The organism is Wolbachia endosymbiont (group A) of Dendrolimus pini (genome assembly GCF_964026835.1).
In the GTDB taxonomy this organism is placed as follows: Bacteria; Pseudomonadota; Alphaproteobacteria; order Rickettsiales; family Anaplasmataceae; genus Wolbachia; species Wolbachia pipientis.
Genome location: NZ_OZ034702.1, coordinates 1366998 through 1391420, shown reverse-complemented (window position 1 = coordinate 1391420; position 24423 = coordinate 1366998). Strand labels below are relative to the sequence as shown.

22 protein-coding genes, 1 tRNA gene and 2 pseudogenes are annotated in these 24423 nt (G+C 35.5%); 16 read left to right on the top strand and 9 right to left on the bottom strand.

Annotation, left to right across the window (positions count from 1 at the left end; all coding sequences use genetic code 11):
* Positions 1 to 402 precede the first annotated feature (402 nt).
* Positions 403 to 1221, top strand: coding sequence for a transporter associated domain-containing protein (locus AAGD66_RS06940; protein ID WP_341814466.1), 819 nt, complete (start codon positions 403 to 405; stop codon positions 1219 to 1221).
* Between the two features lie 66 nt (positions 1222 to 1287).
* On the opposite strand, the gene AAGD66_RS06935 is transcribed toward AAGD66_RS06940, so the two are convergent.
* Both AAGD66_RS06935 and AAGD66_RS06930 read right to left on the bottom strand, forming a co-directional pair.
* Positions 1288 to 1632, bottom strand: a complete 345-nt coding sequence (locus AAGD66_RS06935; protein WP_233395610.1) for a hypothetical protein — start codon at positions 1630 to 1632, stop codon at positions 1288 to 1290.
* A 14-nt stretch (positions 1633 to 1646) separates the two neighbouring features.
* Positions 1647 to 1940 (bottom strand): hypothetical protein, encoded by a 294-nt coding sequence (locus AAGD66_RS06930; protein WP_006280049.1) that lies wholly within the window; start codon positions 1938 to 1940, stop codon positions 1647 to 1649.
* A gap of 133 nt (positions 1941 to 2073) precedes the next feature.
* On the opposite strand from AAGD66_RS06930, the gene purM reads away from it, so the two are divergent.
* Positions 2074 to 3111 (top strand): phosphoribosylformylglycinamidine cyclo-ligase, encoded by a 1038-nt coding sequence (purM, locus tag AAGD66_RS06925; protein ID WP_007549277.1) that lies wholly within the window; start codon positions 2074 to 2076, stop codon positions 3109 to 3111.
* Here purM and purC read toward each other — a convergent pair.
* Positions 3108 to 3830 carry a phosphoribosylaminoimidazolesuccinocarboxamide synthase gene (gene purC, locus AAGD66_RS06920; protein WP_155969369.1) on the bottom strand — a complete coding sequence of 241 codons (723 nt, stop codon included), beginning with the start codon at positions 3828 to 3830 and terminating at the stop codon, positions 3108 to 3110. The two genes, purM and purC, sit on opposite strands and share 4 nt — an antisense overlap.
* Before the next feature lie 74 nt (positions 3831 to 3904).
* Between purC and trmD the strand changes: the two genes are divergently transcribed.
* Entirely contained in the window at positions 3905 to 4615 is a 711-nt protein-coding gene (gene trmD / locus AAGD66_RS06915) for a tRNA (guanosine(37)-N1)-methyltransferase TrmD (protein ID WP_007549279.1), read from the top strand.
* Entirely contained in the window at positions 4599 to 4976 is a 378-nt protein-coding gene (gene rplS / locus AAGD66_RS06910; protein WP_006279489.1) for a 50S ribosomal protein L19, read from the top strand. The genes trmD and rplS overlap by 17 nt, the downstream gene beginning before the upstream one ends.
* 32 nt (positions 4977 to 5008) lie before the next feature.
* On the opposite strand, the gene AAGD66_RS06905 is transcribed toward rplS, so the two are convergent.
* Complete coding sequence (locus AAGD66_RS06905) at positions 5009 to 5146, bottom strand: hypothetical protein (protein ID WP_264723931.1); 138 nt, start codon at positions 5144 to 5146, stop codon at positions 5009 to 5011.
* A 109-nt stretch (positions 5147 to 5255) separates the two neighbouring features.
* Here AAGD66_RS06905 and pstA point away from each other — a divergent pair, with 109 nt between their 5' ends.
* From pstA to terL, 3 genes are all read left to right on the top strand, one after another.
* Positions 5256 to 6506, top strand: coding sequence for a phosphate ABC transporter permease PstA (pstA, locus tag AAGD66_RS06900; protein WP_007549491.1), 1251 nt, complete (start codon positions 5256 to 5258; stop codon positions 6504 to 6506).
* Between the two features lie 6 nt (positions 6507 to 6512).
* The gene (locus AAGD66_RS06895) at positions 6513 to 7310 is read left to right on the top strand and encodes a phosphoribosylformylglycinamidine synthase subunit PurQ (RefSeq protein WP_264723930.1); all 798 of its coding nucleotides are present in this window, start codon (positions 6513 to 6515) and stop codon (positions 7308 to 7310) included.
* Between the two features lie 755 nt (positions 7311 to 8065).
* Positions 8066 to 9529, top strand: a complete 1464-nt coding sequence (gene terL / locus AAGD66_RS06890; protein ID WP_265024474.1) for a phage terminase large subunit — start codon at positions 8066 to 8068, stop codon at positions 9527 to 9529.
* A gap of 343 nt (positions 9530 to 9872) precedes the next feature.
* On the opposite strand, the gene AAGD66_RS06885 is transcribed toward terL, so the two are convergent.
* Positions 9873 to 10898 (bottom strand): LD-carboxypeptidase, encoded by a 1026-nt coding sequence (locus tag AAGD66_RS06885; protein WP_213863201.1) that lies wholly within the window; start codon positions 10896 to 10898, stop codon positions 9873 to 9875.
* Positions 10898 to 11515: a lipoyl(octanoyl) transferase LipB gene (lipB, locus tag AAGD66_RS06880; RefSeq protein ID WP_264723903.1), complete on the bottom strand. Its 618-nt coding sequence runs from the start codon at positions 11513 to 11515 to the stop codon at positions 10898 to 10900. Before lipB ends, AAGD66_RS06885 begins: the two co-directional genes overlap by 1 nt.
* 158 nt (positions 11516 to 11673) lie before the next feature.
* On the opposite strand from lipB, the pseudogene AAGD66_RS06875 reads away from it, so the two are divergent.
* The 3 genes and pseudogenes from AAGD66_RS06875 to AAGD66_RS06865 form a co-directional block, all read left to right on the top strand.
* A pseudogene (locus AAGD66_RS06875) lies at positions 11674 to 11979 on the top strand (phage portal protein); the annotation flags it as partial.
* Positions 11980 to 12041: 62 nt separating this feature from the next.
* Positions 12042 to 12901, top strand: a protein-coding gene (locus AAGD66_RS06870) for an IS630 family transposase (RefSeq protein WP_264705388.1) whose coding sequence is annotated in 2 segments (ribosomal slippage) — positions 12042 to 12366 and positions 12366 to 12901 — 861 coding nt in all. Because the reading frame shifts where the segments join, the coding sequence is not laid out codon by codon here.
* Between the two features lie 27 nt (positions 12902 to 12928).
* Positions 12929 to 13819, top strand: a pseudogene (locus AAGD66_RS06865) (phage portal protein); the annotation flags it as partial.
* A gap of 54 nt (positions 13820 to 13873) precedes the next feature.
* On the opposite strand, the gene AAGD66_RS06860 reads toward AAGD66_RS06865, so the two are convergent.
* Together AAGD66_RS06860 and murJ are read right to left on the bottom strand one after the other, a co-directional pair.
* A complete protein-coding gene (locus tag AAGD66_RS06860) occupies positions 13874 to 16417 on the bottom strand; it encodes an AsmA-like C-terminal region-containing protein (RefSeq protein ID WP_264723902.1) in 2544 nt (847 codons plus the stop codon).
* Between the two features lie 3 nt (positions 16418 to 16420).
* Entirely contained in the window at positions 16421 to 17908 is a 1488-nt protein-coding gene (gene murJ, locus AAGD66_RS06855) for a murein biosynthesis integral membrane protein MurJ (protein WP_010962984.1), read from the bottom strand.
* Positions 17909 to 18058: 150 nt separating this feature from the next.
* On the opposite strand from murJ, the gene AAGD66_RS06850 reads away from it, so the two are divergent.
* The 4 genes from AAGD66_RS06850 (at position 18059) to AAGD66_RS06835 (ending at position 22407) form a co-directional block, all read left to right on the top strand.
* Positions 18059 to 18134: transfer RNA gene (locus AAGD66_RS06850), tRNA-His, on the top strand.
* A 187-nt stretch (positions 18135 to 18321) separates the two neighbouring features.
* A complete protein-coding gene (mnmG, locus tag AAGD66_RS06845) occupies positions 18322 to 20244 on the top strand; it encodes a tRNA uridine-5-carboxymethylaminomethyl(34) synthesis enzyme MnmG (protein ID WP_265024476.1) in 1923 nt (640 codons plus the stop codon).
* 8 nt (positions 20245 to 20252) lie between these two features.
* Positions 20253 to 21920 carry an aminopeptidase P family protein gene (locus tag AAGD66_RS06840; RefSeq protein WP_264723900.1) on the top strand — a complete coding sequence of 556 codons (1668 nt, stop codon included), beginning with the start codon at positions 20253 to 20255 and terminating at the stop codon, positions 21918 to 21920.
* A gap of 121 nt (positions 21921 to 22041) precedes the next feature.
* Positions 22042 to 22407, top strand: a complete 366-nt coding sequence (locus AAGD66_RS06835) for a hypothetical protein (protein WP_064125381.1) — start codon at positions 22042 to 22044, stop codon at positions 22405 to 22407.
* Between the two features lie 37 nt (positions 22408 to 22444).
* On the opposite strand, the gene AAGD66_RS06830 is transcribed toward AAGD66_RS06835, so the two are convergent.
* On the bottom strand, positions 22445 to 22606 hold the full coding sequence (locus AAGD66_RS06830; RefSeq protein WP_264723899.1) for a hypothetical protein: 162 nt from the start codon (positions 22604 to 22606) through the stop codon (positions 22445 to 22447).
* A 210-nt stretch (positions 22607 to 22816) separates the two neighbouring features.
* On the opposite strand from AAGD66_RS06830, the gene AAGD66_RS06825 reads away from it, so the two are divergent.
* Both AAGD66_RS06825 and AAGD66_RS06820 read left to right on the top strand, forming a co-directional pair.
* Positions 22817 to 23461, top strand: a complete 645-nt coding sequence (locus tag AAGD66_RS06825) for an alpha/beta hydrolase (protein ID WP_174515870.1) — start codon at positions 22817 to 22819, stop codon at positions 23459 to 23461.
* Between the two features lie 5 nt (positions 23462 to 23466).
* Positions 23467 to 24273 carry an SDR family oxidoreductase gene (locus AAGD66_RS06820; RefSeq protein WP_174515871.1) on the top strand — a complete coding sequence of 269 codons (807 nt, stop codon included), beginning with the start codon at positions 23467 to 23469 and terminating at the stop codon, positions 24271 to 24273.
* Positions 24274 to 24423 lie beyond the last annotated feature (150 nt).

Genomic DNA, 24423 nt, shown 5'->3' with positions numbered 1-24423 from the left:
TCTATTCTATTTATTCTTTTGTATATTAAAGTATAGTAATAATAATAGTTCTATCAATAACTTGTTACTAACTTAAAATTCAGTAAAAATTGGCGTTGTTCAACTTGTGGATAAATATGTGAGTAACTTTCGTATATTATTGATTTTCTGTTATGATTTATGTGTATAAGTAAGGTGTTTAGAGTGTTAGTAATTTTCTTTTATGGAAAATACTTTACCATCATGCATTGTTACACAACTATGTATATGTTGTTGAAAAAGTTGTTGATCAATTGTTGGTATTTTATATCAACAAATAATTCACAAATTAATTTGACATTATTCACATGCTTATTAAACATTTAATAACAGTTTTCTTGATAAATCTAATCTGAAAACGTTTTTGCCATTACAGGGAATAAATTGAGTAAAAAAAGAACCTTAGTAGAAAAAATAGCATATAGAATTTTTCTCTTCCTTTTCAAAAAAGCTTCTGTGTTGAAAAAGTGTGCGACTGAGGCATTAATGAAAGATCTGCCAGACCTTAATATATTTAATGGTCTATTAAAATTCCGCGATTGTGGTATAATGGATATAATGACTCCACGTACAGAGATATGCGCAGTAGACATTGAGTCAAGCGAGCGTGAAATAATAAAGAAGATAAAAAACACTTGCCACACTAAAATACCAATTTATAAAAATAACTTTGATAACGTAATAGGCTTTTTTTATGTAAAAGATGTTATTTTTAATAGGGATAAAAATTTTAATCTGAAACATATTATACAAAGCGTAATATTTGTTCCACCCTCGATGAAGACAACTAATCTTTTTGTTAGGATGAACTCTTCTAAATCATGCTTAGCTATCGTATTGGATGAATATGGTGGAACTGATGGTTTAATTTCAATGACTGATCTTATAGAGGAACTAATACCAAACATTGATAGTGAAAACGAAATAAATTCAGAATATACCATTACTGAATTGTCTCAAAATAAGTTTGAAGTATCAGCAAGGGCTCTTATAAAAGATATAGAAGAGGATCTAAAAATAGAATTACGTGAACCTGAAGAAGACTATGTTACACTTGGTGGTTTGATTCTTTCGATTGCTGGTAAAGTACCTTCTGTAGATGAAGTCATTAAATATAAAAATGGTATGAAGTTTATCATCAAAGATGCAAATGAGCGCTACATTAATAAAATAGTACTAGACTTAAGTGATTACAAAAATTAGATTTGGTACCCCTTGTCGGGGAATGCCTTGACACGAAGAAAAAGTTGTAATAACCAAATATGCAACTCAAGTTATAGTTAAACCTATTTCCAGCAAATTATTTTCGCAAGTATAATGCATTTCAGTGTTATAGTACTCTAATAATAAAGAGGTCATATAGATATTAATATCTTTTGTATTTAAATTAGTGTCATTTTTTTTGATTAATTTGTCTACTAATGATTTGCTTATTGGTTTGTGTTCATTTAGAATTTTTATAGTTAATAGCATTTTATCTTCTGTTTGACTCAGTAAAACAGATACTAGTTCAACTTCCGCCACTGCACTGGCTATAGTTAGCACCATATTAGAAATTATCTTATTTATCTTTTCAATTAAATCTTCCTTATTTTTTGCAGAGTATGCGTCTATTTTCCACGTAAGCTTTACTTTTTTTTTAATAAATAATTTTCGATATTAGATTTGGTCTTATCAAAGCTATAATTATCCATTGAAGAAGAATATGCCTGCTTCATAACTTTATGTTTATATATTAAATCATCGGAGCTTTCTTTAAGAAACAACAACGCTTCCTTCTGCGCATCAGCATCATTCTTATCTATTACTTCAAGCTCTTCTACGCCAAACGTTATTCCATTCATAGAGTTAGCAAAGTCATGAAGCAGCCGTCCTGATAGCAGTTCCGTTATTAACAGTATGTTTTTGGTATTTTCGTTCATTGGATAATTATAAATGATTTAAGTTACCCTATATTGGTAAGTATATAATAGTCAATTAAGAGAAAGTTTCGTTGCACTTTTTATATCAAGGCATTAATATAGTATTAACAATTTTAAAATTTATAAAAGGATTATGAATACTTATACCAGATCAGGAATAGATATTGAACTATATAATAAGTTAATAAAAGAAGTCAAGCCTATTGCTCAAGAAACTACTAGAGAAGAAGTAATCAGCGAAATAGGTTCATTTTCTGCGTTATTTGATTTTGCTGCACTAAGTAAGAAGTATGACCATCCAGTACTCGTTTCCTCAACTGATGGAGTAGGTACGAAACTGTTGATAGCTCAAGAAGTGAATAAACATGATACTATAGGTATAGATTTAGTTGCAATGTGTGTAAATGACTTACTTGCACAAGGAGCAACGCCTTTGTTTTTCCTTGATTACTTTGCAACAGGCGTTTTGACCAAAGATGTTTTATTATCTGTGGTTAAGGGCATTGCAGAGGGGTGCAAGCAAGCTAAAATAGCATTGGTTGGTGGGGAAACTGCAGAAATGCCTGGAATGTATGGTAATAATCACTATGACCTTGCAGGGTTTGTGGTTGGTGTAGTTGATCGAAAGCAAATTCTTCCAAACTGTAGTATGATGAAAGCAGGTGATTATATAGTTGGCTTAGAGTCAAGTGGAATTCACTCAAATGGGTTTTCTTTAGTGCGCCATGTTTTCAAAAGCTTAGGTATAAATTATAACGATACATCTCTATGGAATAATAAATCTTGGAGTGAAATACTACTTGAACCAACAAAAATATATGTTGATTCTTTGCTGCCTATCATGTCACAAGTAAAAGGTATTGCGCACATCACGGGTGGTGGTTTGGTAGACAATATTCCGCGAATTCTTCCAAAAAACTTATTTGCAAACATAGACATTAATTCCTGGAAATGGCCAGATATATTTTTATGGCTAACAAAGGAGGGTAAAATAGAGAAGAAAGAAATGCTAAAAACATTTAATTGTGGTATTGGTATGGTATTGATCGTAAGTTCTGAGAATATGCAAAACGTGAAAAATCATTTCCAAAAACGTGGAGAAAAAATTGAAATTATTGGAAAACTTGATGAGGCATGTAACCCTCCACTTGATAGAGTAGTATTTAGTTAACCTAACTTTACTGACAGTCTTTTTGCAACTTCTAGGTATGCTTCCTTTAAATCTCCTAAATTCAAACGAAAGACATCTTTGTCTAGCTTTTTATAAGTATTTTTATCCCATAATCTGCAGTTATCAGGGCTAATTTCATCAGCTAAAACGATTTTAGTACTGTCATTTATTAATCTGCCAAATTCTAACTTGAGATCAACTAAATATATACTTGCATTTGAAAATAGGTGAACTAATATTTCGTTGATTTTTAAAGTTGTAGTTTTAACTTCATCCATTTCTTTGCTAGATAGCCAATCAAAATACAGTATGTGATTTTCACTTACCATTGGGTCGGCTAGGTCATCATTTTTGTAAAAAAAATCGATTATAGGAGATGCAAGCCTCTCACCTTCTTTGATATTAAAACGTTTGCAAAAGCTGCCAGCTGCGACATTTCTAACTACTACCTCAAGAGGTATTATCTTGAGTTTTTTGACTAGCTGTTCTCTTTCGTTTAGAGTTTTTATAAAGTGTGTGCTAATTTCTGCTTTCTCAAGCTTTTCCATGATAAAAGCACTAATATGATTATTAATTATTCCTTTACCATCGATTATTTCATATTTTTCCTTATTGAATGCTGTAATATCATCTTTAAAGTGCTGTATGACAATTGATAAGTCTTCAGTTTCAATAATGGCTTTCGCTTTACCTTCGTATATCGTTTTATTCAGTGACATGTTTAATTTAACTATATATTATATCAATTTACTATTCTTAGAGTATAGCCCCAAATAACTTAAAATAAACCTTAATGGCATTCAATGTTACAATATTAACCATATTCCCAGAAATGTTCCCGGGGTTTTTGAACTATTCTCTTGCCGGAAAAGCGTTAGAAAAAAAAATATGGAACCTTGAAGTAATAAATATTCGTTCTTTTGCGAAAGATAAACATTCAACTGTGGATGATGTTCCATATGGAGGTGGAGCAGGAATGGTTATGCGTTCTGATGTAGTTGGTGATGCAGTAGATAGTATGCTCTCTGTTCATAAAAACACTAAGTTTATTTACATGACTCCATCTGGAACTAAGTTTAATCAGAATATTGCCAGAGAATTATTAGAGTTTCCTCATATAACAATATTGTGTGGTCGATTTGAAGGTATTGACCAAAGGATAATTGATGCGTATACTCCTTATGAGTTAAGTATTGGAGATTATATACTTTCAGGAGGTGAGCCAGCTGCAATGGTGGTTCTTGATGCATGCATTAGACTTCTTCCAGGTGTAGTAAATAATACCGATAGTATTACTGAAGAAAGTTTTAATTATGGTGGTGGTGTACTTGAATATCCTCAATATACTAGACCTGAGCAGTGGAAGGGATATAAAGTACCTGAGGTTTTGTTATCTGGCAATCACAAAAAAATAAGTGATTGGAGGCAGAAGCAGTCTCATGTTATAACAAAAAAGCGTAGGCCTGAATTATTGAGTGGAGAGATAAATGACAAATTTACTTAAAAAATTTAACGAACAGCAAATGCAAGTGTTAGCTAAAGAAATACCAGAATTTCGTCCTGGCGATGATTTGAAGGTCACTTTTAAAGTAGTTGACGGTACAAGTGAACGTATACAGATATTTGAAGGTGTATGTATATCAAAAAGGAACCGCGGGTTACATTCTTCTTTTGCAGTCAGAAAAGTGAGCCATGGAGAAAGTATAGTGTCTCAGTTTTTTGTTTATTCTCCTGCACTGGTTTCAGTGCAAGTGACAAGAAAAGGAAAGGTTCGTAGAGCAAAACTGTATTATCTGTGCAAACTATTTGGAAAAGCTGCAAGGATCAAAGAGCGTACTACTTATGTTAAAAAGAAATCTAAGTAGATACAATAGGGAGTGATGTCAATTGTGTCATCTCAGAACTCTCTCTTGTCATCCCAGTGCGTGACACACAACTGTACGAACATTGTGTTTGCCTCCCGCTGTGGTGTCATCCCAGTGCTCCGACACTGGGATCCAGCATTCATTATTCTCCTTTTGGTTTGTGCTTTCATGGAAAATGTAAAAATTATTTGCAGGCAAAGCCTGCTGGATCCCAGTGTCAGCTACTTGCATGACAAAAAAGGGGAAAGTTTTTTCAAATCCTCGTGTAAAGAAAAGTAAATGAGTATAAAGAAAAAATTCCTTAAATTACTTCAGTCAAGGCGTGTACATGCTCGTATAAAAAGGAAAAATAAAAAGAACAGAGCGCTACGCTTTTGTTCTTTCACGGCACTAGTTATCTCACTTGGCTGTCCTGTGTGTATATTGTTGAGTATATTAGTTAACTCTTACAGTGCCTTAACAGTAACGAAAATTTTATTGCCAGTTGAAATAAATGCTGATCTTGCTTTGGCGAGTAATCCTAGTGATTTGCGGTATAAGTCCATTGGCTTACTCAACGATTCTTTACGTAAGGTGTTTGGAGGAACTGATTTTAAAGACGGTGACGAAATTTTAAGTCGTAATTCTTACAAAGAACTAGAGAAATTTTTTCGTAAGAAAGTAAAAGATAGTGGTGAATATGAGATCTGGTTTACCGCGTCAAGTATAATTAATTCAATAAATAAAGATAAATATTTGAACGATCGTTATGCTAAATTACTTGATTGGCTAAAAGAAAAGAGGAGAGTGAAAAAATTTTTTAATAAGTCTTTATTCCTTAAATCTGACTCTCGTGAACCTGAAAATGCAGGGATTTTAGGAGCGTTTATCGGTTCATTAATGACAATTATAGTGTGCCTAGCATTAGCATTACCAATAGGAATTATGTCGGGCATCTGTCTTTACGAATTTATGCCTAAAAATAGGCTAATGACTAATATTGTAGAAATTAGCATAAATAATCTTGCTGCAGTGCCTTCAATAATATTTGGTGTAGTGGGCTTAACTCTCTATCTTGGCATATTTGGGCTACCACGCTCTTCACCACTTGTTGGTGGAATGACTCTTTCATTTATGATGTTACCTAATATTATAATTGCAACAAAAAATGCCTTTGCGAATGTTCCTATTACGATAAAAGATGCAGCGTTTGCGCTCGGTGCACCTCACATCAAGGTGATATTAGATCACTCTTTACCGATTGCGTTACCAAGAATAATACATGGTACTGTGCTTGCAATTGCAAGGATTTTAGGTGAATCTTCTCCTTTACTTATGATGGGTATGGTGGCATTTATTGCTGATACACCTACGTCCTTTTTCGATCCGGCGACTGTTCTACCTGTGCAAATATACATATGGTCAAGCAATCCTGAAATTGCATTTGTTGAACTTGCTGCTATCGCAATTATAGCTTTATTATTGGTGTTATTTGCGTTAAATTTAGTAGCAAATTTTGTAAAAAGGAAATTCGAATTTTTTAATTTTTAGCAATTCATGAAAATCACAGTCCTATCTGGTTATGGCTTAAATTGCGAAAAAGAAACTGCATTTGCATTTATGGAATGCAGCAGAAAACTTGGTGTTGGTAATATTGAAGTAAAAATCGTTCACATTAACGATATCATAGATAATCCAGGTGAACTGAAATTAAGCAATATACTTGCAATTCCAGGGGGTTTTTCCTATGGTGATGACACTGGTGCTGGTAATGCGTTTGCTTTACGTATTAAAAACAACTTGTTGGATGAGTTTCAAGAGTTTTTATCTCAGGACAAGCTGATTATAGGAATATGTAATGGTTGTCAGATATTAGTAAAATTAATTCCAGAGTTCTCTAATCTAGCTTTAATCCATAATGATATAGGCAATTATCAATGCCGTTGGATTAGAGTGAGAGTTAATTCAAAGAGTAATTCTGTTTGGCTACGGGGCCTGAGTGAACTATATCTCCCTATTGCTCATGGGGAAGGCAAATTTTTTATGGATCAAGATATTTTGAACCAATTGATTGAGAGCAATTCCACCGCATTACGTTACATTGATAAAAATGGCAACTATGCTAACCTACAATTTCCTTACAATCCGAATGGATCTACATACGACCTAGCAGCTTTATCAGATAAAAGTGGAAGAGTGCTAGCTTTAATGCCCCATCCAGAAAGGGGAATATTTTTTACCCAGCAAGATAATTGGCCCCTTGAAAAAGAAAAGAGCAAGCGTTTAGGTGTTGCTGTGCCAAAATATGGCGATGGAATGCTTATATTTGAAAATGCACTAAAGTATTTTTGTTAAAATTTATTGATAGGGATTTATGGTCGAAATTATCCCCTGATATTGCAAAAAACTTGCTTGACAAGCCTTGCCAGTCCCCTTATCATGAAACTGAAGCTATTTATTTATCTTCTCTGTACAGATTAAATGACAAAAAAACTCACGTATCTGGCGTCCCATGTTTAATTTTTTGCACTATGTGCATCTTATGTCTTTATAAAATTTCTAGGTTTTTACCTAATATAAGCTGAAATGCGCTTATAAAGCATTTAAAACATCAAAAAACGCCGATTTAAAAAATGGATAGTGAATAACTAGCTACCCTAGGGTTTCTTTTGCCTTTTTTTCTGTTTAGTAAATTTCTTAATGTTTATAATTTAGATTAGTTGCGGCTTAAAAGCAACTAAATCGCGGTTATTAAGCGTTTAGAATAAAAAAACGCCATACTTGAAAGTATAATGTAAGTAATTAGCCAACCACGGGGCTTCTTTTGCCTTTTTTTTATTTGGTAAATTTCTTAATATTTATAGCTAAACGACAACCGTCATCCCGCTACGTGTTAGCGGGATCTAGAGATACCGTGACGGTATGACGGTCTGCGGCGGTATGACGGTTCGCGGTGGCATGACGATAAGCCTCGTCATCCCGCTACGTGTTAGCGGGATCTGCCGAGATACCGTGGCGGTATGACGTCTCGCTTGCAACCTATAGCCTTGTCATTCCAGTGCTCCTTTTTTTGTCATCCCACCGTCACGCGTTGGTTTCAACATTATATCATGAACTTTCTAAAATTCATTGAACTGTGCTTTCAAACGGTGGTGCCGGGGTGTGAGTATAATGATTATCAGTATATAAAAGTCATAGCAGACAGACTTGAAGCGGCAAATGTTGGCAAAATGAGGCGAATAATATTCAATATGCCTCCGCGTTCAATGAAGTCCCTGTGCGCTAGTGTTGCGTGGCCCGCATGGATACTGGGAAATCAGCCAACTGCAAGAATAATAGTTGCAAGCTACTCTCGGCTGCTTAGCGAAAAGCACTCGCTCGATACAAGGTGTATAATGCAGTCTAGTTGGTATAGAGAGCTGTTTCCAGAGGTAGAACTATCCAAAGATCAAAATACCAAATACAAATTCCAAACAGTGCAGAGAGGATACAGAATCGCAACGTCCGTTGGAGGGACGTTAACAGGTGAAGGTGGTGATTTCATCATCGTGGATGATCCACTGAGTCCCGCCCAAGCTTTGAGTGAAACGTTTAGAAAGCGTGCTACAAATTGGTTTGACCAGACTTTAGTAGCCAGGCTCAACAATAGAAAAAAAGGAGTAATTGTTCTTGTGATGCATAGGCTACATCAAGAAGATTTAACCGGGCACCTTCTCTCCAAACCGAAAAACATATGGAACCATACTTGTTTACCGATGATATCTGAAAATAAGGAGATTATCTATTCAATCAAAAAGCCAGCGCCTCCTTTTCTTGTTCCTGTCACCCGAGTAACTACAAATGAGTACAAAAGCTGGATTACAGCATCAAGTGCTAGAATGACACCACCCGTAATATTATACTCAAGAGAAGAAGGTCAGTTGCTATATCCCCTCGATGGAGGAAAAGAAGAAGTTGAGATGATAAAGGTTGAACTTGGAAGTTACGTTTTTGCTGCACAATATCAACAAAACCCTCTGCCACTTTCAAGTGGTATAATTAAACGAGAGTGGCTGAAGCGCTATAGAAATTTTCCTGACAATCTCTCGCATGTAACTCAAAGCTGGGACACTGCAGTTTCAACAAGCAACATGAGCAACTTTAGCGTCTGCACCACCTGGGCAAAAATAGATAACAAATTCTATTTACTTGATGTATATCGTGCAAAGCTTGAGTATTCAAAGCTTAAAGAGCAAGTTTTGTCCTTAGCAGCAAGATGGACACCACACGCAATTTTGATTGAAGCAAAAACGAGTGGTCAGCAATTGGTGCAAGAGCTAAAGACAAACAGTGATTTACCAATTATCGAAATAGTACCACATGATGACAAACTCACTCGATTTTATCAAATTGTTCCGATTATAGAGTCTGGCAAGGTTTTTCTGCCGCACCAAGCAGTATGGCTGAACGATTTTGAGTATGAGATTTTAATGTTTCCTGAAACTCGACACGATGATCAAGTGGATAGTACCGTGCAATATTTGCAGTGGGTGAGAGATAGTAGCTCTAGGGTCGCAGCTTTACGGGCATTGTGATTTGAGTCTACCAGATCCAAGTAGTCAGCTACTTGCATGACACCCTGACAACCGTCATCCCGCTACGTGTTAGCGGGATCTAGAGATACCGCGAATGAATCGCGGTATGACGGTTCGTGGTGGTATGACAGTTCGTGGCGGTATGACGGTTCGCGGTGGCATGACGATAACTTCGTCATTCCGCTATGTGTTAGCGGCTAAGAGATACCGCGGCGGTATGACGGTCTGCGGCGGAATGACGGTTAAGCAATTCGTCATCCCGCTACATGTTAGCGGGATCTCTTGTTAGCGGATGAGATACCGCGAATGAATCGCGGTATGACGGTTAAGTACGTGTTAGCGGCTAAGAGATACTGCGGCGGTATGACGTAGAGCTCGCGTTAGCTATAAGATTAGCTAAATTCTGCACGTCCATAAAAAACAAACCTTCTTTTTCGTCTTGAACGCTAATAATAGCGTGAGTGTTAAAAGGTAAAGGATCATTTGTATGTCCATGGCCTACCCCTTTCATTGTAAATACAGGAAAGTTAACACTTTTTGCAAACCTTTCTTTTACAACTTCAACAAGGTTATCGTTATAGCAGTTAACGAAATCCCCAAAGATTACTGCATGTACTCCATCAAAGATGTGAGCTTGTTTTAGGTGATCTAAACTGCGCTCTATTGCGTATGGGTAGACTCTTATGTCCTCTAAAAATAGAATTTTACCTTTCGCATTTATTTGCCAAACAGTTCCTATACTGTTTTCAACTAAAGTCATATTACCACCGATGATTTTAGACTTTAATCTGCCATCTTTTAGTCTAATGCCATTATTTATCGTCTTTAGGTTATCAAATCTGATAGAATCCCGCTTGTTAAGAATTAACTCTTTCAATTTTTCAACAGAGCTTTCAGAAACGGAGTTATTTACTATCATTTCCAACATGGTGCCGTGAAGAGTTTGCCAATCATATTTAGCTTGTAGATAGATGTGCAAGGCAGTTATATCGCTATAGCCTATGAGGATTTTTTTGTTTTGAGCAATCCTTTCTTTTTTATCATTGGGTAACTTTTCTAGATAGGGAATTAACCGAGAAGCCCCTTCTCCTCCTCTGATACACCAAATTATTTTACTATCACCGGTTAGTGCACTAACCAAATCATTTGCTCTGAATTCATCAGAGTTGGAATAAAATGGATTATCATTACTATATATTTTCTCCGAAATATGAGGATTAAAATCCAAAGCTTCTACATATTCTTTTATAGTAGTCAGATCTGATTCTTTTCCCTTCGAAGAAGGAGCAATAATATCAACTTGGTCGATTGCATGAATACTTGTGTTAGCACATAAAGTGAGAATGAAATATAAAAGATAAACAATCATTAAAATATCTTATAAAACTCTTTTTTTAGTATATCATCCAATTCAGAGAGTGGAACTTTCACTCCTAGTTCTTCCATTGACGTGACGCCATAATCTTGCAGTCCACAAGGAATAATACCCTTATAGTGAGAGAGGTCTGGAAAGACGTTAAGCGCTATGCCATGATAAGTTACCCATTTTCTTAAACGGATACCAAAAGCTGCAATTTTTTTTTCTACTCCGTTATGGTTTACCCAAACACCTATTCTATCCTCTTTAAATTCTCCAAGTATATTAAATTGCTTTAAAACATTTATGATCCACTTACTTAGATCTCTAATATATAGCTTTATATCGCATTTGTTTCTTTTTTTAAGGTTTAACATTAAATATATAATGCGCTGTCCTGGACCATGATATGTGTGTTTGCCACCCCTGCCTGTTTTATATATAGGAAATAATTTTTCAACAACGTCGTCATCTGTTGCACTGATTCCTGCAGTATAAAGTGGAGGGTGCTGGAGTAGCCATACTAATTCGTCTGCTGAATTATTGTGAATTTGTTGAATTTTTTCTTCCATAGATTTTACGGCACAGTTATAATCAATAAGCTGATTAGATATTAGCCATTCTGTCATGTTCAATTTCTTTTTTTTTAGTATAGCAGTTCGTTCTTTTCCTGTCACCCAAGTGCTTTCCTTCCGTCATCCCAGTGCGTGACACTGGGATCTATGTCTTAGTTTAACTACAGAATCTAAAACACTTTTAACTTTTAAACATCTTTCATGAGGCACATATGAATTTCAACATCTTTCAAAGAAAAAAAAGCGCAGTATTTACTAAATATTCTGCTTTGCAGCTAATGATGGAGCCAAGTTGGAGTAAGCGTGATTATGTAAGTTTTGCTGAGGAAGGTTACATAAAAAATGTTATTGCCTTTCGAGCAATCAATATGATTGCAAGTGCTGCATCTTCGGTACCTCTTACTCTCTGCCAGCTTACTGACCAGGGAAAATCGCAACTAAAAGCCCATCCATTACTGAAATTACTTTATTCTCCTAACCCAATGACATCAAAATCGGAATTTATTGAGGGGATTGTATAGCTCTTTCCATAAAAGTCCGGATGTGATAGGATAAGGGTAGATGATGATAAGGAGGTTGAATGCCAGCAGCATATAGTTATGATTTAAGAAAAAAAGCAATGGAAGCGCTAGACGAAGGAGAAAGCAGAGAAACAGTGGCAGCAAGATTTAAGATTGGACGAACTACTTTATGGGAGTGGCAGCAAAGAAGAAAAGAAACAGGAGACTTTCAATCAAAAAAACTTGGAAATGGGGGTTACAATCACAAAATTACCGACTGGGATACCTTTGCCAAATTTGCCAGAGAACACGGAGGAAAGACTCTATCGGAAATGGCTAAACTTTGGAACAACGTTAGTATCCAAACGATCTATCGAGCCCTTAAAAAAATTGGATTTACGCGCAAAAAAAGACATATGGATACAAGGAAAGAAACGAAGAAAAACGTGCTGAATTTTTGAAAATTATAGCGACAAAAGAACCTAAAAACTTAGTGTATATAGATGAGTCTGGCATTGATAACACCGAAGACTACCCCTACGGATATTGCCAGAAAGGACAGCGGTTTTATGCCTTAAAATCTGGAAAGAAAACTCAACGAATCAGTATGGTTGCAGCCTTAAGTGGAAGAAAGATAGTTGTTCCGTTAACCTTTGAAGGCCACTGTAATATGGATGTTTTTAATGGATGGTTTGAGCAATTTTTGACACCGATCTTGGAACCTGGACAGACTGTCATTCTTGACAATGCTACTTTTCATAAGTCTGATAAGATTATCGAGCTTGCTAAAGGGGTTGGTGCAGAAATTTTGTATCTGCCGCCTTATTCTCCAGATTTCAACAAAATTGAGCATCATTGGTTTGCTATAAAAAACAGAGCCAGGAAAAACATTCCTCTATTCGAATCCTTTCGTCGTGCTGTTGATTCTGCCTTCCTATGACCTGTTCGGACTATTATGAGAAATGCTATAACTTATCGGTTAGTTAACGGCAATTCTTATATATTGATGGTTGAGTCACAGAATAGTAGAAAACCACCAACAGAGCTTTATCTTCTGCGCCCCGATAGGGTTGAAATTGTTCCAGGGAGAAATAACGTTCCTTATATCTATCGTTATACCATAAATAACAACAGTTATGACTTTAAAGTTGATAAACTAACCGGACGTTCAGCAGTGTTGCACCTAAAGACCTTTAACCCTTTGAATGATTGGTATGGGCTATCACCAATTGAGGCAGCTGCATATAGCATAGATCAGCATAATCAGGCGGGTGCTTGGAATCAAGCGATGTTGCAAAACGGAGCAAGACCAAGTGGTGCAATAGTTGTGAAATCAGCAAAAGATGGAAGTGGTGGAAGTTTAAGTCAAGAGCAGTACCAACGCTTAAAGGTGCAGATAAATGATCATTATTCAGGTCCTGTCAATGCTGGAAGACCGATATTGCTTGAAGGAGGCTTGGAGTGGAAGGAAATGAGCTTATCGCCAAGGGATATGGATTTCATTGAGTCCAAACACAGTTCAGCCCGCGATATTGCCCTGGCTTTTGGCGTTCCGCCGCAGTTGCTTGGCATACCAGGTGATAACACTTATAGCAATTTGGTTGAAGCACGCTTATCCCTCTGGGAACAAACGGTTTTACCAACACTAGAAAATATTATCTGTCACCTGAATTCTTGGCTGATACCAAGATTTGGTGAAGATCTGTGCTTGTCGTATGACAAAGATGCAATAGAAATTCTCATGGAAAAGAGACAAAAGTTGTGGAAATACGTAGAAAATGCAAGCTTTATGACACTCAATGAAAAAAGAGAAGCTTTTGGCTTGCCACCACTGCCAGGTGGTGATGAGTTAGGTTAAGTTTGTATCCGTTCAGATGAGTTCATTGTCCCCTAAACCGTACGCCTAAGTAAATCAACTATTTTTCTTGCCAACCAGAGCGGTGAAGATTTGGTCTACATCAAAACTCATCTTAGGACGCCAAATAGGGCCATCCAAATGCATATCGATATAGATTGGATTACTATGGTTTGGCGGTATGAAAAAGAACCTGAATATAGAAGCTAAAGCGAAGTTAGATAAGGTTAAATTAGAAGAGATTGACCCTGATGCTTGATCAATCCCGAATTGTAAACTAGTTGAACATATACCACTCTTAATACTTGCTTTTCCGCTAATATTTTCAAAAGATGTTTTACCGTTATATATATCAACATAAGCAAGTGTGGAAATTTCAGATTTATTCTTACTGTTTAACAAATTAGTGATAAATGAATTGAAATCTACATTAGTAACTTCTATTCCTTGCGCTTGTAAGTTTACATCTCCTGATAAGTTACTAGCCCAATCATGAAAACTTTTTCCTTGAGTTTTGATTTCACCATTTAAGCTTACCTGACCATTTACATTGTCAATTCCTATAACCTTACCAATCTTTTTAGTGTCCAAATTTACAATAGAAAACCTTGTATTTATTGAGTCTGATCTTAAATAACCCTGAAAAAACACTTGCCCGTGTTCTAATACGTAACTTGCCTGCCTGATAGTGATAGTGTTGTTTCTCATTACCGCATCCAAATTAAAATCTTTCAAAACATTATGCTCGGTTTTAAATTCTGCAGTATTGATTTGCACATTTGCATCAAAGCCTTCTTTATCATCCAAAAAATCAAGCTGCTTTGTTGACCATTGAATTTGATCTATCTCATTTCTTGAATTTCTTTTCGTCTCTACTAAATTTGGTAATGTAATAATTTTTCCATTAAATTTACTGCCCGTAAGGTTAACATCTAATAAAGGTTTGGCGTATTTTTGATCTGCTAATATTTTTGCATTACCGGTAATATCGAAATCTTCTCCAGATAGTTTTATTTTATCTGCAACTAGCTTACCTTTTTCCATTTTCAGCAAAAAATCCAAATTTTTAATTTTCGTATCATTCAATGTAAGGTTATTAACACGGGCCTTTATATTTGCATCATACTGAAAATTTTTCAGCCATTGCATTTTAGGTAAACTGCTAAATAATGAATGATCATATTTATCTGCATCAAGATTATGCATGCTAAATTCACCATCGATCACACTGCGTTTTTTTGTGTGGCTTACTCTAATTGATCCTTGCAAGGATTCCTTATTATTTAGCAGTCTAATGTCTGAGATAGATAATATTCTTGGTGCAAGGTGCAGTTTAGAACTTAGTGTAAATTGATTTTTCTGGTTTTCTTTCATCTTTATAGAAGGGAAAAAACATGAAATGAATGACCCAAAATCATTTCCTTCGACTAATAAATCACCGTTGAATTCAGATAGGACATTATTGTTTGAGATCTCTCCTGATAAGTAAGATATATTATTGATTCCAGGAAATTTAAGAAGCGTATTAACTTTTACTTTGCCATCAGTGGATTTTAGTACAGCACGGAAATTGTCCAATATTTTGTTTTGATATTGAATGTTAGAAGCTTCTATATTAAAATTTAAGCTCAAGTTCTTTGGCACAACTGCTCTAAAACATTCCAGAAGATCCTTCATATTCATTGTTCTTTGTGAATCATTTTGTATGGAATCTAAATCAACTTTACTGAAGCTAATATTGAAATTAGTGTGATTGCCTTTTCTATCATTTTGTATTGTACCGCTGGCTTGCATGCTTTTGGAATCAATTTTTAAGTCAGTTGCCGTAAACTCACTTTCATTAAGACTTATATTGGATGATATCTTGATATTTTCGCTAGGAATAACACAAGAGAGAAAGCTAAGATTAATGATTTTTGCTAAATCACTCACAGAACCGGAACTGTTATTAATTGTTAATGTTAAATTACCCTGGAGTTCTTCTTGATTTCTATTACCTGTAAATAGCAAATTTACAAAATTTGATTCAACACTAATGTGTACATTCCTTTTTGTGATATTAACCTTTCCTGAAAAATCGTAATTATTATCACCTACCTTTACTTTACCAAAAAACTGCTTATTTTTTTTTACAGCAACTTCCTTTATGTTAACAATATCAGCGAAATCATTCTTGAAACTTACTTGGCTGTCTTTTATTACTATATTGACTGTGTTACCACTGGCGTTTGTATTTATAATATTAAGTAAATTTTCTTTGTTGCTTTTCATGCCAAACAATGTGATTGACTTTGGTTGCAACGAAAATAAAAACAACGATAGGAACGATGGCCTTATTTCAATTTTTCTTACACTAATTAAATCTGACAACTTTTGCTCTTTATTTTCGTTGTATTGTACGTATACATTATAAATAGTGAGCTTTGGGGTAATCAACGAAACTTTAATTTTTCCCCCAATATGCACTTTAGCATCATACGTCTTCTCTAACTCTTTTATGATATATTTCCTGTAGCCACTCCAATCCTTAAAAGTTGCAGCAACATGCATGAGAATTAATAGCAGTGAGATTGATAATATAGCATATAAAGAAAGTCTCATAATTTACACATGCTTAAAGTTTCCCTTAAATATTAAATAGAGAATACCAAAATAAACAATAACACTCAAAGCTATTAAAGTCGTTAAATAAACAATACGAGCCAACATTTTATCAAAAAATAATCCTGCCAACAAAGAATTAAAAATATAAAGGGCTATTGACATGACTGCCGTTGCTACAAAAATTTTCATGACATTTAACAATAACGCTTGGCTAACCTTATACATTTTATTTATTGTTAAATAACTAATTAATAGAATAGAGTTTATCCAAGTGGAAACGGAAGTAGCAATAGCAATCCCCGTATGCTGATACTCGTTCATTAACAAAAGGTTTAGCACTACATTAATTCCAAGACACATTAGCGAAAATATGGTTGGTATTTTCAGATTGCCTTTAGCAAAAAATGTAGGTAGCAATACTTTATTTATAATAAATGCAGGTAAAGAAAGAGAAAATGCTATTAAAGTGGGAACAGTTTGCTGCACTGCATAATGATCAAACCGGCCGTAAGAAAAAAGCGTAAGTAAAATTATGTCGGGAATAATGATAAAGGCAGCAGTTGTTGGCATAATTAACATTAATCCTATGTTGAGAGCCTTGTTCTGTATTTTGACTATATTTTCAGTATTATCCACCTGTTTTGAAATTAAAGGAAGAAGCACTGTACCAATTGCAGTACCGATTATTCCCTGCGGTAGTTGATTTAGTCTATCGGCATAATATATATAGGACACCGCATTTGGTATAAAACTCGCCATGATTGTATCAATCCATAAGCTTATTTGAGTTACACAATTGTTGATAATTGCAGGTATCACACGCTTAAAAAATAACCTTACTTCATTGCTTAATTCAAGGCTAAAAGAAAAAGCTGCCTTTAACTTGTATGCACTAAATAGTATCAAAAGTAGCTGGAAAATTCCTCCTATAAGGACAGCTATAGAAAGGTTGTGCGCTGGAGTTTTTACGTAAGGCACAAACAAACTGATGATTAAACAGAGATTCAAAACGATTGGTGCAATAGCTGTTGAAGCAAAATGCTGCTTTACTTGCAGCATTCCACCAATAAGTGATGCAATTGAAACAAAGATTATGTAGGGCATCATAATTCTTGATAAAGTAACAGTAAGGGTAAACTTACTTTGGTCAAATCCAGGAGCAAAAATTTGAATCATATAAGGGGAGAAAGTTTGCATGATAAGGCAAAAAATTACTAAGATAATAAACGTAATGGATATTACACTACTTGCAAAATTAAATGCCTTTTTATTATCATATGATTCTGTCGAATATAATGGTATGAATGAGGTAGTGAACGCTCCTTCTGCAAAAAATGCTCGAAATAGATTGGCAAAACGAAACGAAGAAAAAAATATGTCTGCAAGAGAGTTCGCACCAATAACCGTAGCAATCAATACATCTCTTATTAACCCTGAGATCCTTGAAATAGCCGTAAAAAAACTAAATGTGAAAATACTTTTAAACATACCACTACTTCATTAGTGTCAATACAATTAACTATAATGGTAAAAGTATCAATGAAAATATTTATTGGCTAAACTTAAAACCCTCTGCAAAAGGAGAGTTAAATAATCAATTGACTATTTGCGCTCTTATGTTAGAAATTTTATATCTTGGCGGGCGTAGCTCAGTTGGTAGAGCGTCAGTTTGTGGTACTGAATGTCGCCAGTTCGATCCTGGTCGCTCGCCCCACTAAAACCCGATAATTTGAAAAACCGTCATCCCGCTGCTTGTTAGCGGGATCTAGAGATACCGTGACGGTATGACGTGAGTTAGCTATACATTGGCCACTGATGATTGAAATAGTTAATTACTGTAAAATTTGACATTAACCGCTAATAGTTAGAATATTAGTAGAGTAAGAATTACTCAAGAAGGCATGCATAAATATGATGTAGTAGTAGTAGGTGGTGGTCATGCAGGGTGCGAAGCTGCTGCTGCTGCAGCTCGCCTTGGTGCAAACACGCTGCTTATAACTCATAAAATTTCAACTATAGGGGAAATGTCCTGCAATCCAGCAATCGGAGGAGTTGCAAAGGGCGTTGTAGTCAGGGAAGTTGACGCTCTTGATGGAATAATGGGAAGAGCAATCGATCAAGCAAGTATACACTCAGTCATTTTAAATAGCAGCAGAGGTGCGGCGGTGTGGGGGCCACGTGCACAGGCAGACCGAAAATTATACAAGCAAGCAATACAGGAAATTATTCTAAATTATAATAATTTGACGGTAAAAGAAGAGTCGGTTGACGATTTTCTTATAGAGAGTAATAACAATGGAGAATTGTGCATTAAAGCTGTAATAACAAGCTCAGGGGAGCATATACTGACAAGTAAAGTCGTTCTAACTACAGGGACTTTTCTGCGGGGTGTGATTCATATAGGAGAGCAGGTAACTCCTTCAGGGAGAATGGGAGATAAGCCTGCCGTAGAACTTGCAAATACGTTGAAGAAATATAATTTTAAATTAGGTAGATTGCGTACCGGAACTCCGCCAAGGCTTGATCGTGGCACTATAAACTGGTCAATATTGCAAGAACAAGTGGGTGATAATCCACCTGTGCCGTTTTCTTATCTCACAGAAAAAATTAACCAACCTCAGGTATCATGCTTTATTACCCATACTAATGAAAACACGCATAAAATAATTAGAGAGAATCTGCACAGGTCAGCTTCTTCGTATTTGGATGATATTATAGCACCAAGATACTGCCCATCCATTGAAACTAAGGTTAAAAAATTCGCAGAAAAAAGTAGTCATCAAATATTTTTAGAACCAGAGGGCTTGAATGATGATACTATATACCCGAACGGAATTTCAAATTCATTGCCTATTGAAGTGCAGTGTGAAATGATAAAGAGTATCAAGGGACTTGAAAATGCAGAAATACTAAGACCTGGATATGCAGTTGAGTATGACTATATTGATCCACGAGAACTAAGCCATACTCTTGAAACTAAGAAAATTAAAGGCCTATATTTTGCTGGCCAAATTAATGGCACTACTGGATATGAAGAAGCAGCAGGGCAAGGAATTATTGCCGGAATTAATGCAGCACTCTCTGCATCTGAAAAAAAAGAAAGCTTTGTTCTTCATCGCACAGACTCATATATCGGCGTAATGATAGATGATCTAGTCACCAAAGGGGTGATCGAACCTTATAGATTATTTACCTCACGTGCAGAATATAGGCTAGCTATCAGGTCAGACAATGCAGATAGAAGATTAACACAAAAAGGTTATGATATTTCCCTTGTGTCGCATGAGAGATACTCTGTTTTACAGAATAAACTTAAATCTATTAAGCAACTTGAAGAAAAACTAGAGAGTTTGACGATTACTCCTGAGCAGCTTAGGTCTTATGGTATCAAAATATCTTATGATGGGATAAGAAAAACGGCACTAGATCTACTTAGCTATCCAAATATCGACTGGAATAAATTACAAGAAATATGGCCGGAGTTAAGCAGCGTCACGCGCTGGGATGACACCGCAGTGGGTAGCATAACTAAGAATGAAATATGCGAAGCGGTTGAAATTGAAGCAAAATACAAACCTTATCTAATAAGACAAGAAGCAGATATGAAGTTTTTACGAGAGGAAATCAATACTCAAATTCCAATCAACTTCAACTATTCACAAGTTAAAGGCCTGTCAAGTGAAGTAATAGAAAAGTTGCAGACGATAAAACCAGCAACGATTGGCATTGCAAAGCAAATACAAGGCATCACTCCTGCAGCGATAGTGAGCATATTAGTGTATTTGAGAAACAGGAAAACGAAAGTGGCTGCTAATTTTGTATGAGGTGTTCTATGTCAAAAATCGAAGAATTTCGTTCTTTTATGCACGAGATAAACGTTGATGCATTTATGTTGCATACTAAAGATGAATATTTAAATGAGTATTCAGAGGAGCTAACAAAGCTGTGTGGCTTTACAGGAACAAATGGGCTACTTATCGTTACAAAAGACAACAAGTGCCCATTTTTTACGGATGGACGCTATATTACACAAGCTCGCAATCAGCTCGATCGGGGCAATTTTCAAGTATATAATATACAAGAAGAGGATCCACGCGAATGGATAAAAGCAAACTTAACATCGACTGCCTCACTAGGTTATTATTTGCAATATTTTACCATCGAAGATATAAGAAAGTATGAGAATATCTGTAAATTCATACCCTGTTTAGCTGGAAAAAAAAGTGACTATCGAAAACAAGCAGTGGTTTTACATTCTATTAAATATGCTGGTAAAAGTAGTAAGGACAAATGTGAAAAAATAGCTAGAAGCGTAGATAAAGGAGCTGAAGCAGTGCTTTTAACTGATCCAAATTCAATTTCATGGTTATTAAATTTAAGAAACGAAAATGCTAAATATACTCCATGTATATTGGGTCGTGCTATATTGTATAAAAGCGGTAATGTTGATTTGTTTATTCAAGATAAAGAACATTCAACTATAGAAGCAAATTTAGGCAATCATGTAAATATTTTTGATATTAGTGAGCTAGAAAATTCGCTGCACAAGCTAAATTCAATAGTCATGGATCCAAGCACAACTCCAATGAGTATCATGGCTGTAATAAAAGATAAACAGGTAGCTGAGAGAGAAGATCCTTGTCTAATTTATAAAGCAGCAAAAAACCAAACTGAAATAGCTGGGGCTATAAATGCGCATATCAGAGATGGAGTGGCAGTTACAAATTTTCTATATTGGCTTGAAAATAATGTTGGTACAGAACTTGAAGCTGAAGAAAAGATTTTAGAATACAGAAAAGAGCAGAATTTGTTTAAGCAACTAAGTTTTCCAATAATTTCAGCATTTAATGAGAATGGGGCAATAATTCACTATCGTGCAAGCAGTAAGACGAATAAAGTAATTCAGAAAGATGGACTGTATTTGATTGACTCTGGTGGCCAGTACCTTGACGGCACAACTGATGTGACAAGAACTGTAGCAATTGGCAATCCAACTGATGAACAAATAACCCACTATACAATAGTACTCAAAGCTCACATTGCTATAGCAAGTGTCATCTTTCCTCCTGGCACTACTGGTGGAGAATTGGATATATTAGCACGTACGCATTTATGGAAATTTGGAATGGACTATATGCATGGTACAGGGCATGGAGTAGGAAGTTACCTATCAGTACACGAAGGACCACAAGCAATATCAAAAAGTAATAAAGTGAAACTCACGCCAGGGATGATACTTTCCAACGAACCTGGCTATTACATTCCGGGAGAGTATGGAATAAGGATTGAAAATCTGATGTATGTCAACAGACAAGAAAACGGCTTCTTAAACTTTAAACAACTGACCTCTATTCCATATGATAGAAGACTAATAAATGTGCAAATGCTTACTAAGGATGAAATTGAATGGATAAATGGCTACCATCAATTTGTCTATAAAAACTTAGAAAATAGCGTAAAAGATAAGAAATGGTTAAAGAAGGTATGTGACCCTTTATAAGCAAAGGAGCATTTTTTATTATTTAAAAAGTATTAATGCAATTGTGACAGGTATTTTGTATTGTTTTTAATTTTAAAATAATATATAATAAAGAACACGTATTTTTAGGTAGGTTATAATTATGATAGACAAAGGGCAAGAAGATGAATTTATGAAGCAGTATATGGATACTTGCAAAGAGCAAATAGAAAAATTAGCCAAGGATCCTGAATTGCTTAATCAGACTTTAAAACCATTTATGCAAATGTCTCAGCAGCTTATGGCTGGCGGTATGTTAGAAGGGGCTATGCCTGGCATGATACCTGATTTGGGCAGTATGGATGTTAACAAGATGATTGCTCAGATGAAGGAAATGATTGACTACATAAGAGGTAACTATAAGGAACTAATGAAAGAGCACAGCTCGCAGATTCAAGAGCTTGATGAATCCAGTAAAAAGCTAAGAGGCTTAGTTAAAAAATTGATAGAAAAGATCGAAAGTAAGTAAATAACATCTGGATTTCTGTCATTCTATATACAACTTTCTAGTTGGACGGTAAGTCGAGGTCAATTATTGATGCCATGAAAGTAGCTGACACTGGTTCCTTTATGACGGCAGTGCCCAGAGGTGTCATCCCAGTGCTTGACACTGGGATCCAGTTCTTATTACCTGGTGTAAAGTTAAGTTTCCTGGATTCCAGTGTCAAGCACTGGAATGACAGCAATCCTACGTCATACCGCGATTCATTCGCGGTATCTTAGTATAGATTCCGCTAACAAGTAGCGGAATGACGGTTTTTCAAATCGTCGATGAACCTAAGTCACTTTAGCTATAGTATCGGGAACGTAATTGCACATTGGTTTTACAAATTTGAAAATTAGTGTTAGATAAAAATATAAACGCAAAAGGAAAAAAAATGATTGAACTTAAAGGCCCAGAAATTTGTGCAGGCGGAAATAAGAAAAATTTGATTATTTTTTTACATGGTTGGGGCTCAAGTGGTGATAATTTTGTTCACCTTGCTAAAGTTATGAGCAAGTTTTTACTGGGTTCATATTTTGCAGTACCCAATGCTCCGTTTAAGAGAGAAATAGGTGATGGTTATCAGTGGTTTAGCTTGGAAGATCGTAGTGAGGAAGCGCTATATAATGGAGTAAAAAATGCTACATCAATTGTAAATCATTTCATTGATACAAAATTAAAGGAGCTTAATTTAAAAGATACGCAACTTTCTTTAGTTGGATTTTCTCAAGGAGCAATGCTTGCAATACATACAGCTCTCACCCGCTCTCAATCCTGTGCATCAGTTGTTGCATACTCTGGTAGGTTTCTTTTACCTTCAAAAACTGCACCAGAGATCAAATCAAAACCTAACATATGTGTTATCCATGGTGATGCTGACGACGTGGTACCTTTTTCGTCCCTCGACTTAGCGGTTAAAGCTCTGAAAGAAAATGGAGTAAATGTTGAAGGACACCCAATTCATGCATTAGGGCATATTATTAATGAAGAGGGAATAAAATTAGGAGTAGAATTTATCAAGAAGAATTTTAAAAATTAATTTTCATGCACTTGTTTTGCTTTGGTTATGGATATGTAGCTAAATTTTTATCGAAAAAATTACTGAACTTAGGTTGGAAAGTCAGTGGCACATCAAGAAGTAAAGATATACAAAATGTAATCCTCTTTAATTATGAGAAGGTTAGCCAAGATCTGCTTAAAAGCGCAACGCACGTTTTAATTTCTATTCCTCCAGATGGTGATGATGTTGTGGAGAGATACGGTGATTGCCTGCAAAATGTAAAATGGCTTGGTTATTTGTCTGCAACTAGCGTCTATGGTGATCACTCTGGTAATTGGGTGAATGAGGAATCTGAAACAAAACCTATAGAAATCAGAGGAGAAAAACGCCTTAAATCTGAAAGGAAGTGGCTAAATAGCAAACTGCCTGTACATATTTTTCGTTTAGCTGGAATATACGGCCCTAGTAGGAACGTGTTAATTGACTTGCAGCTTGGCAAAGCAAGAAATGTGAAAAAAGAAGGGCATTTTTTTTCTCGTATTCACGTTGAAGATATATCAAATATTTTATTTTCTTCCATGCAAAACATAAAACCTGGTGAAATATACAATTGTGCAGACGATTTACCCACTACACAATCTGAAGTGGTAATATATGCGACCAAACTTCTCAATGTTAGCCCTCCAGAACCAATTGAGTTACCAGATTATGCACAGAGTTTTTATTTAGGATCAAAGAGAGTAAGTAATGTTAAAATTAAAAAAGATCTTAATGTCTCTCTAATTTATCCTAACTACAAGGTGGGATTAGAGAGTTTGCACGTAAACAAAACTGAAATCACATCAGAATGATAGATAGGCTTATTGTCACTGCCATTAAGTTAAGGAAAGAATGGTTAAAAAATGAACTAAAAAGTCAGAAATAATTAAGGATTTATGACAAATGCTGAAACAGAATAGAGTAAACTTTAAAGCAGATAAACTCTGAAGTGTAAATTATAG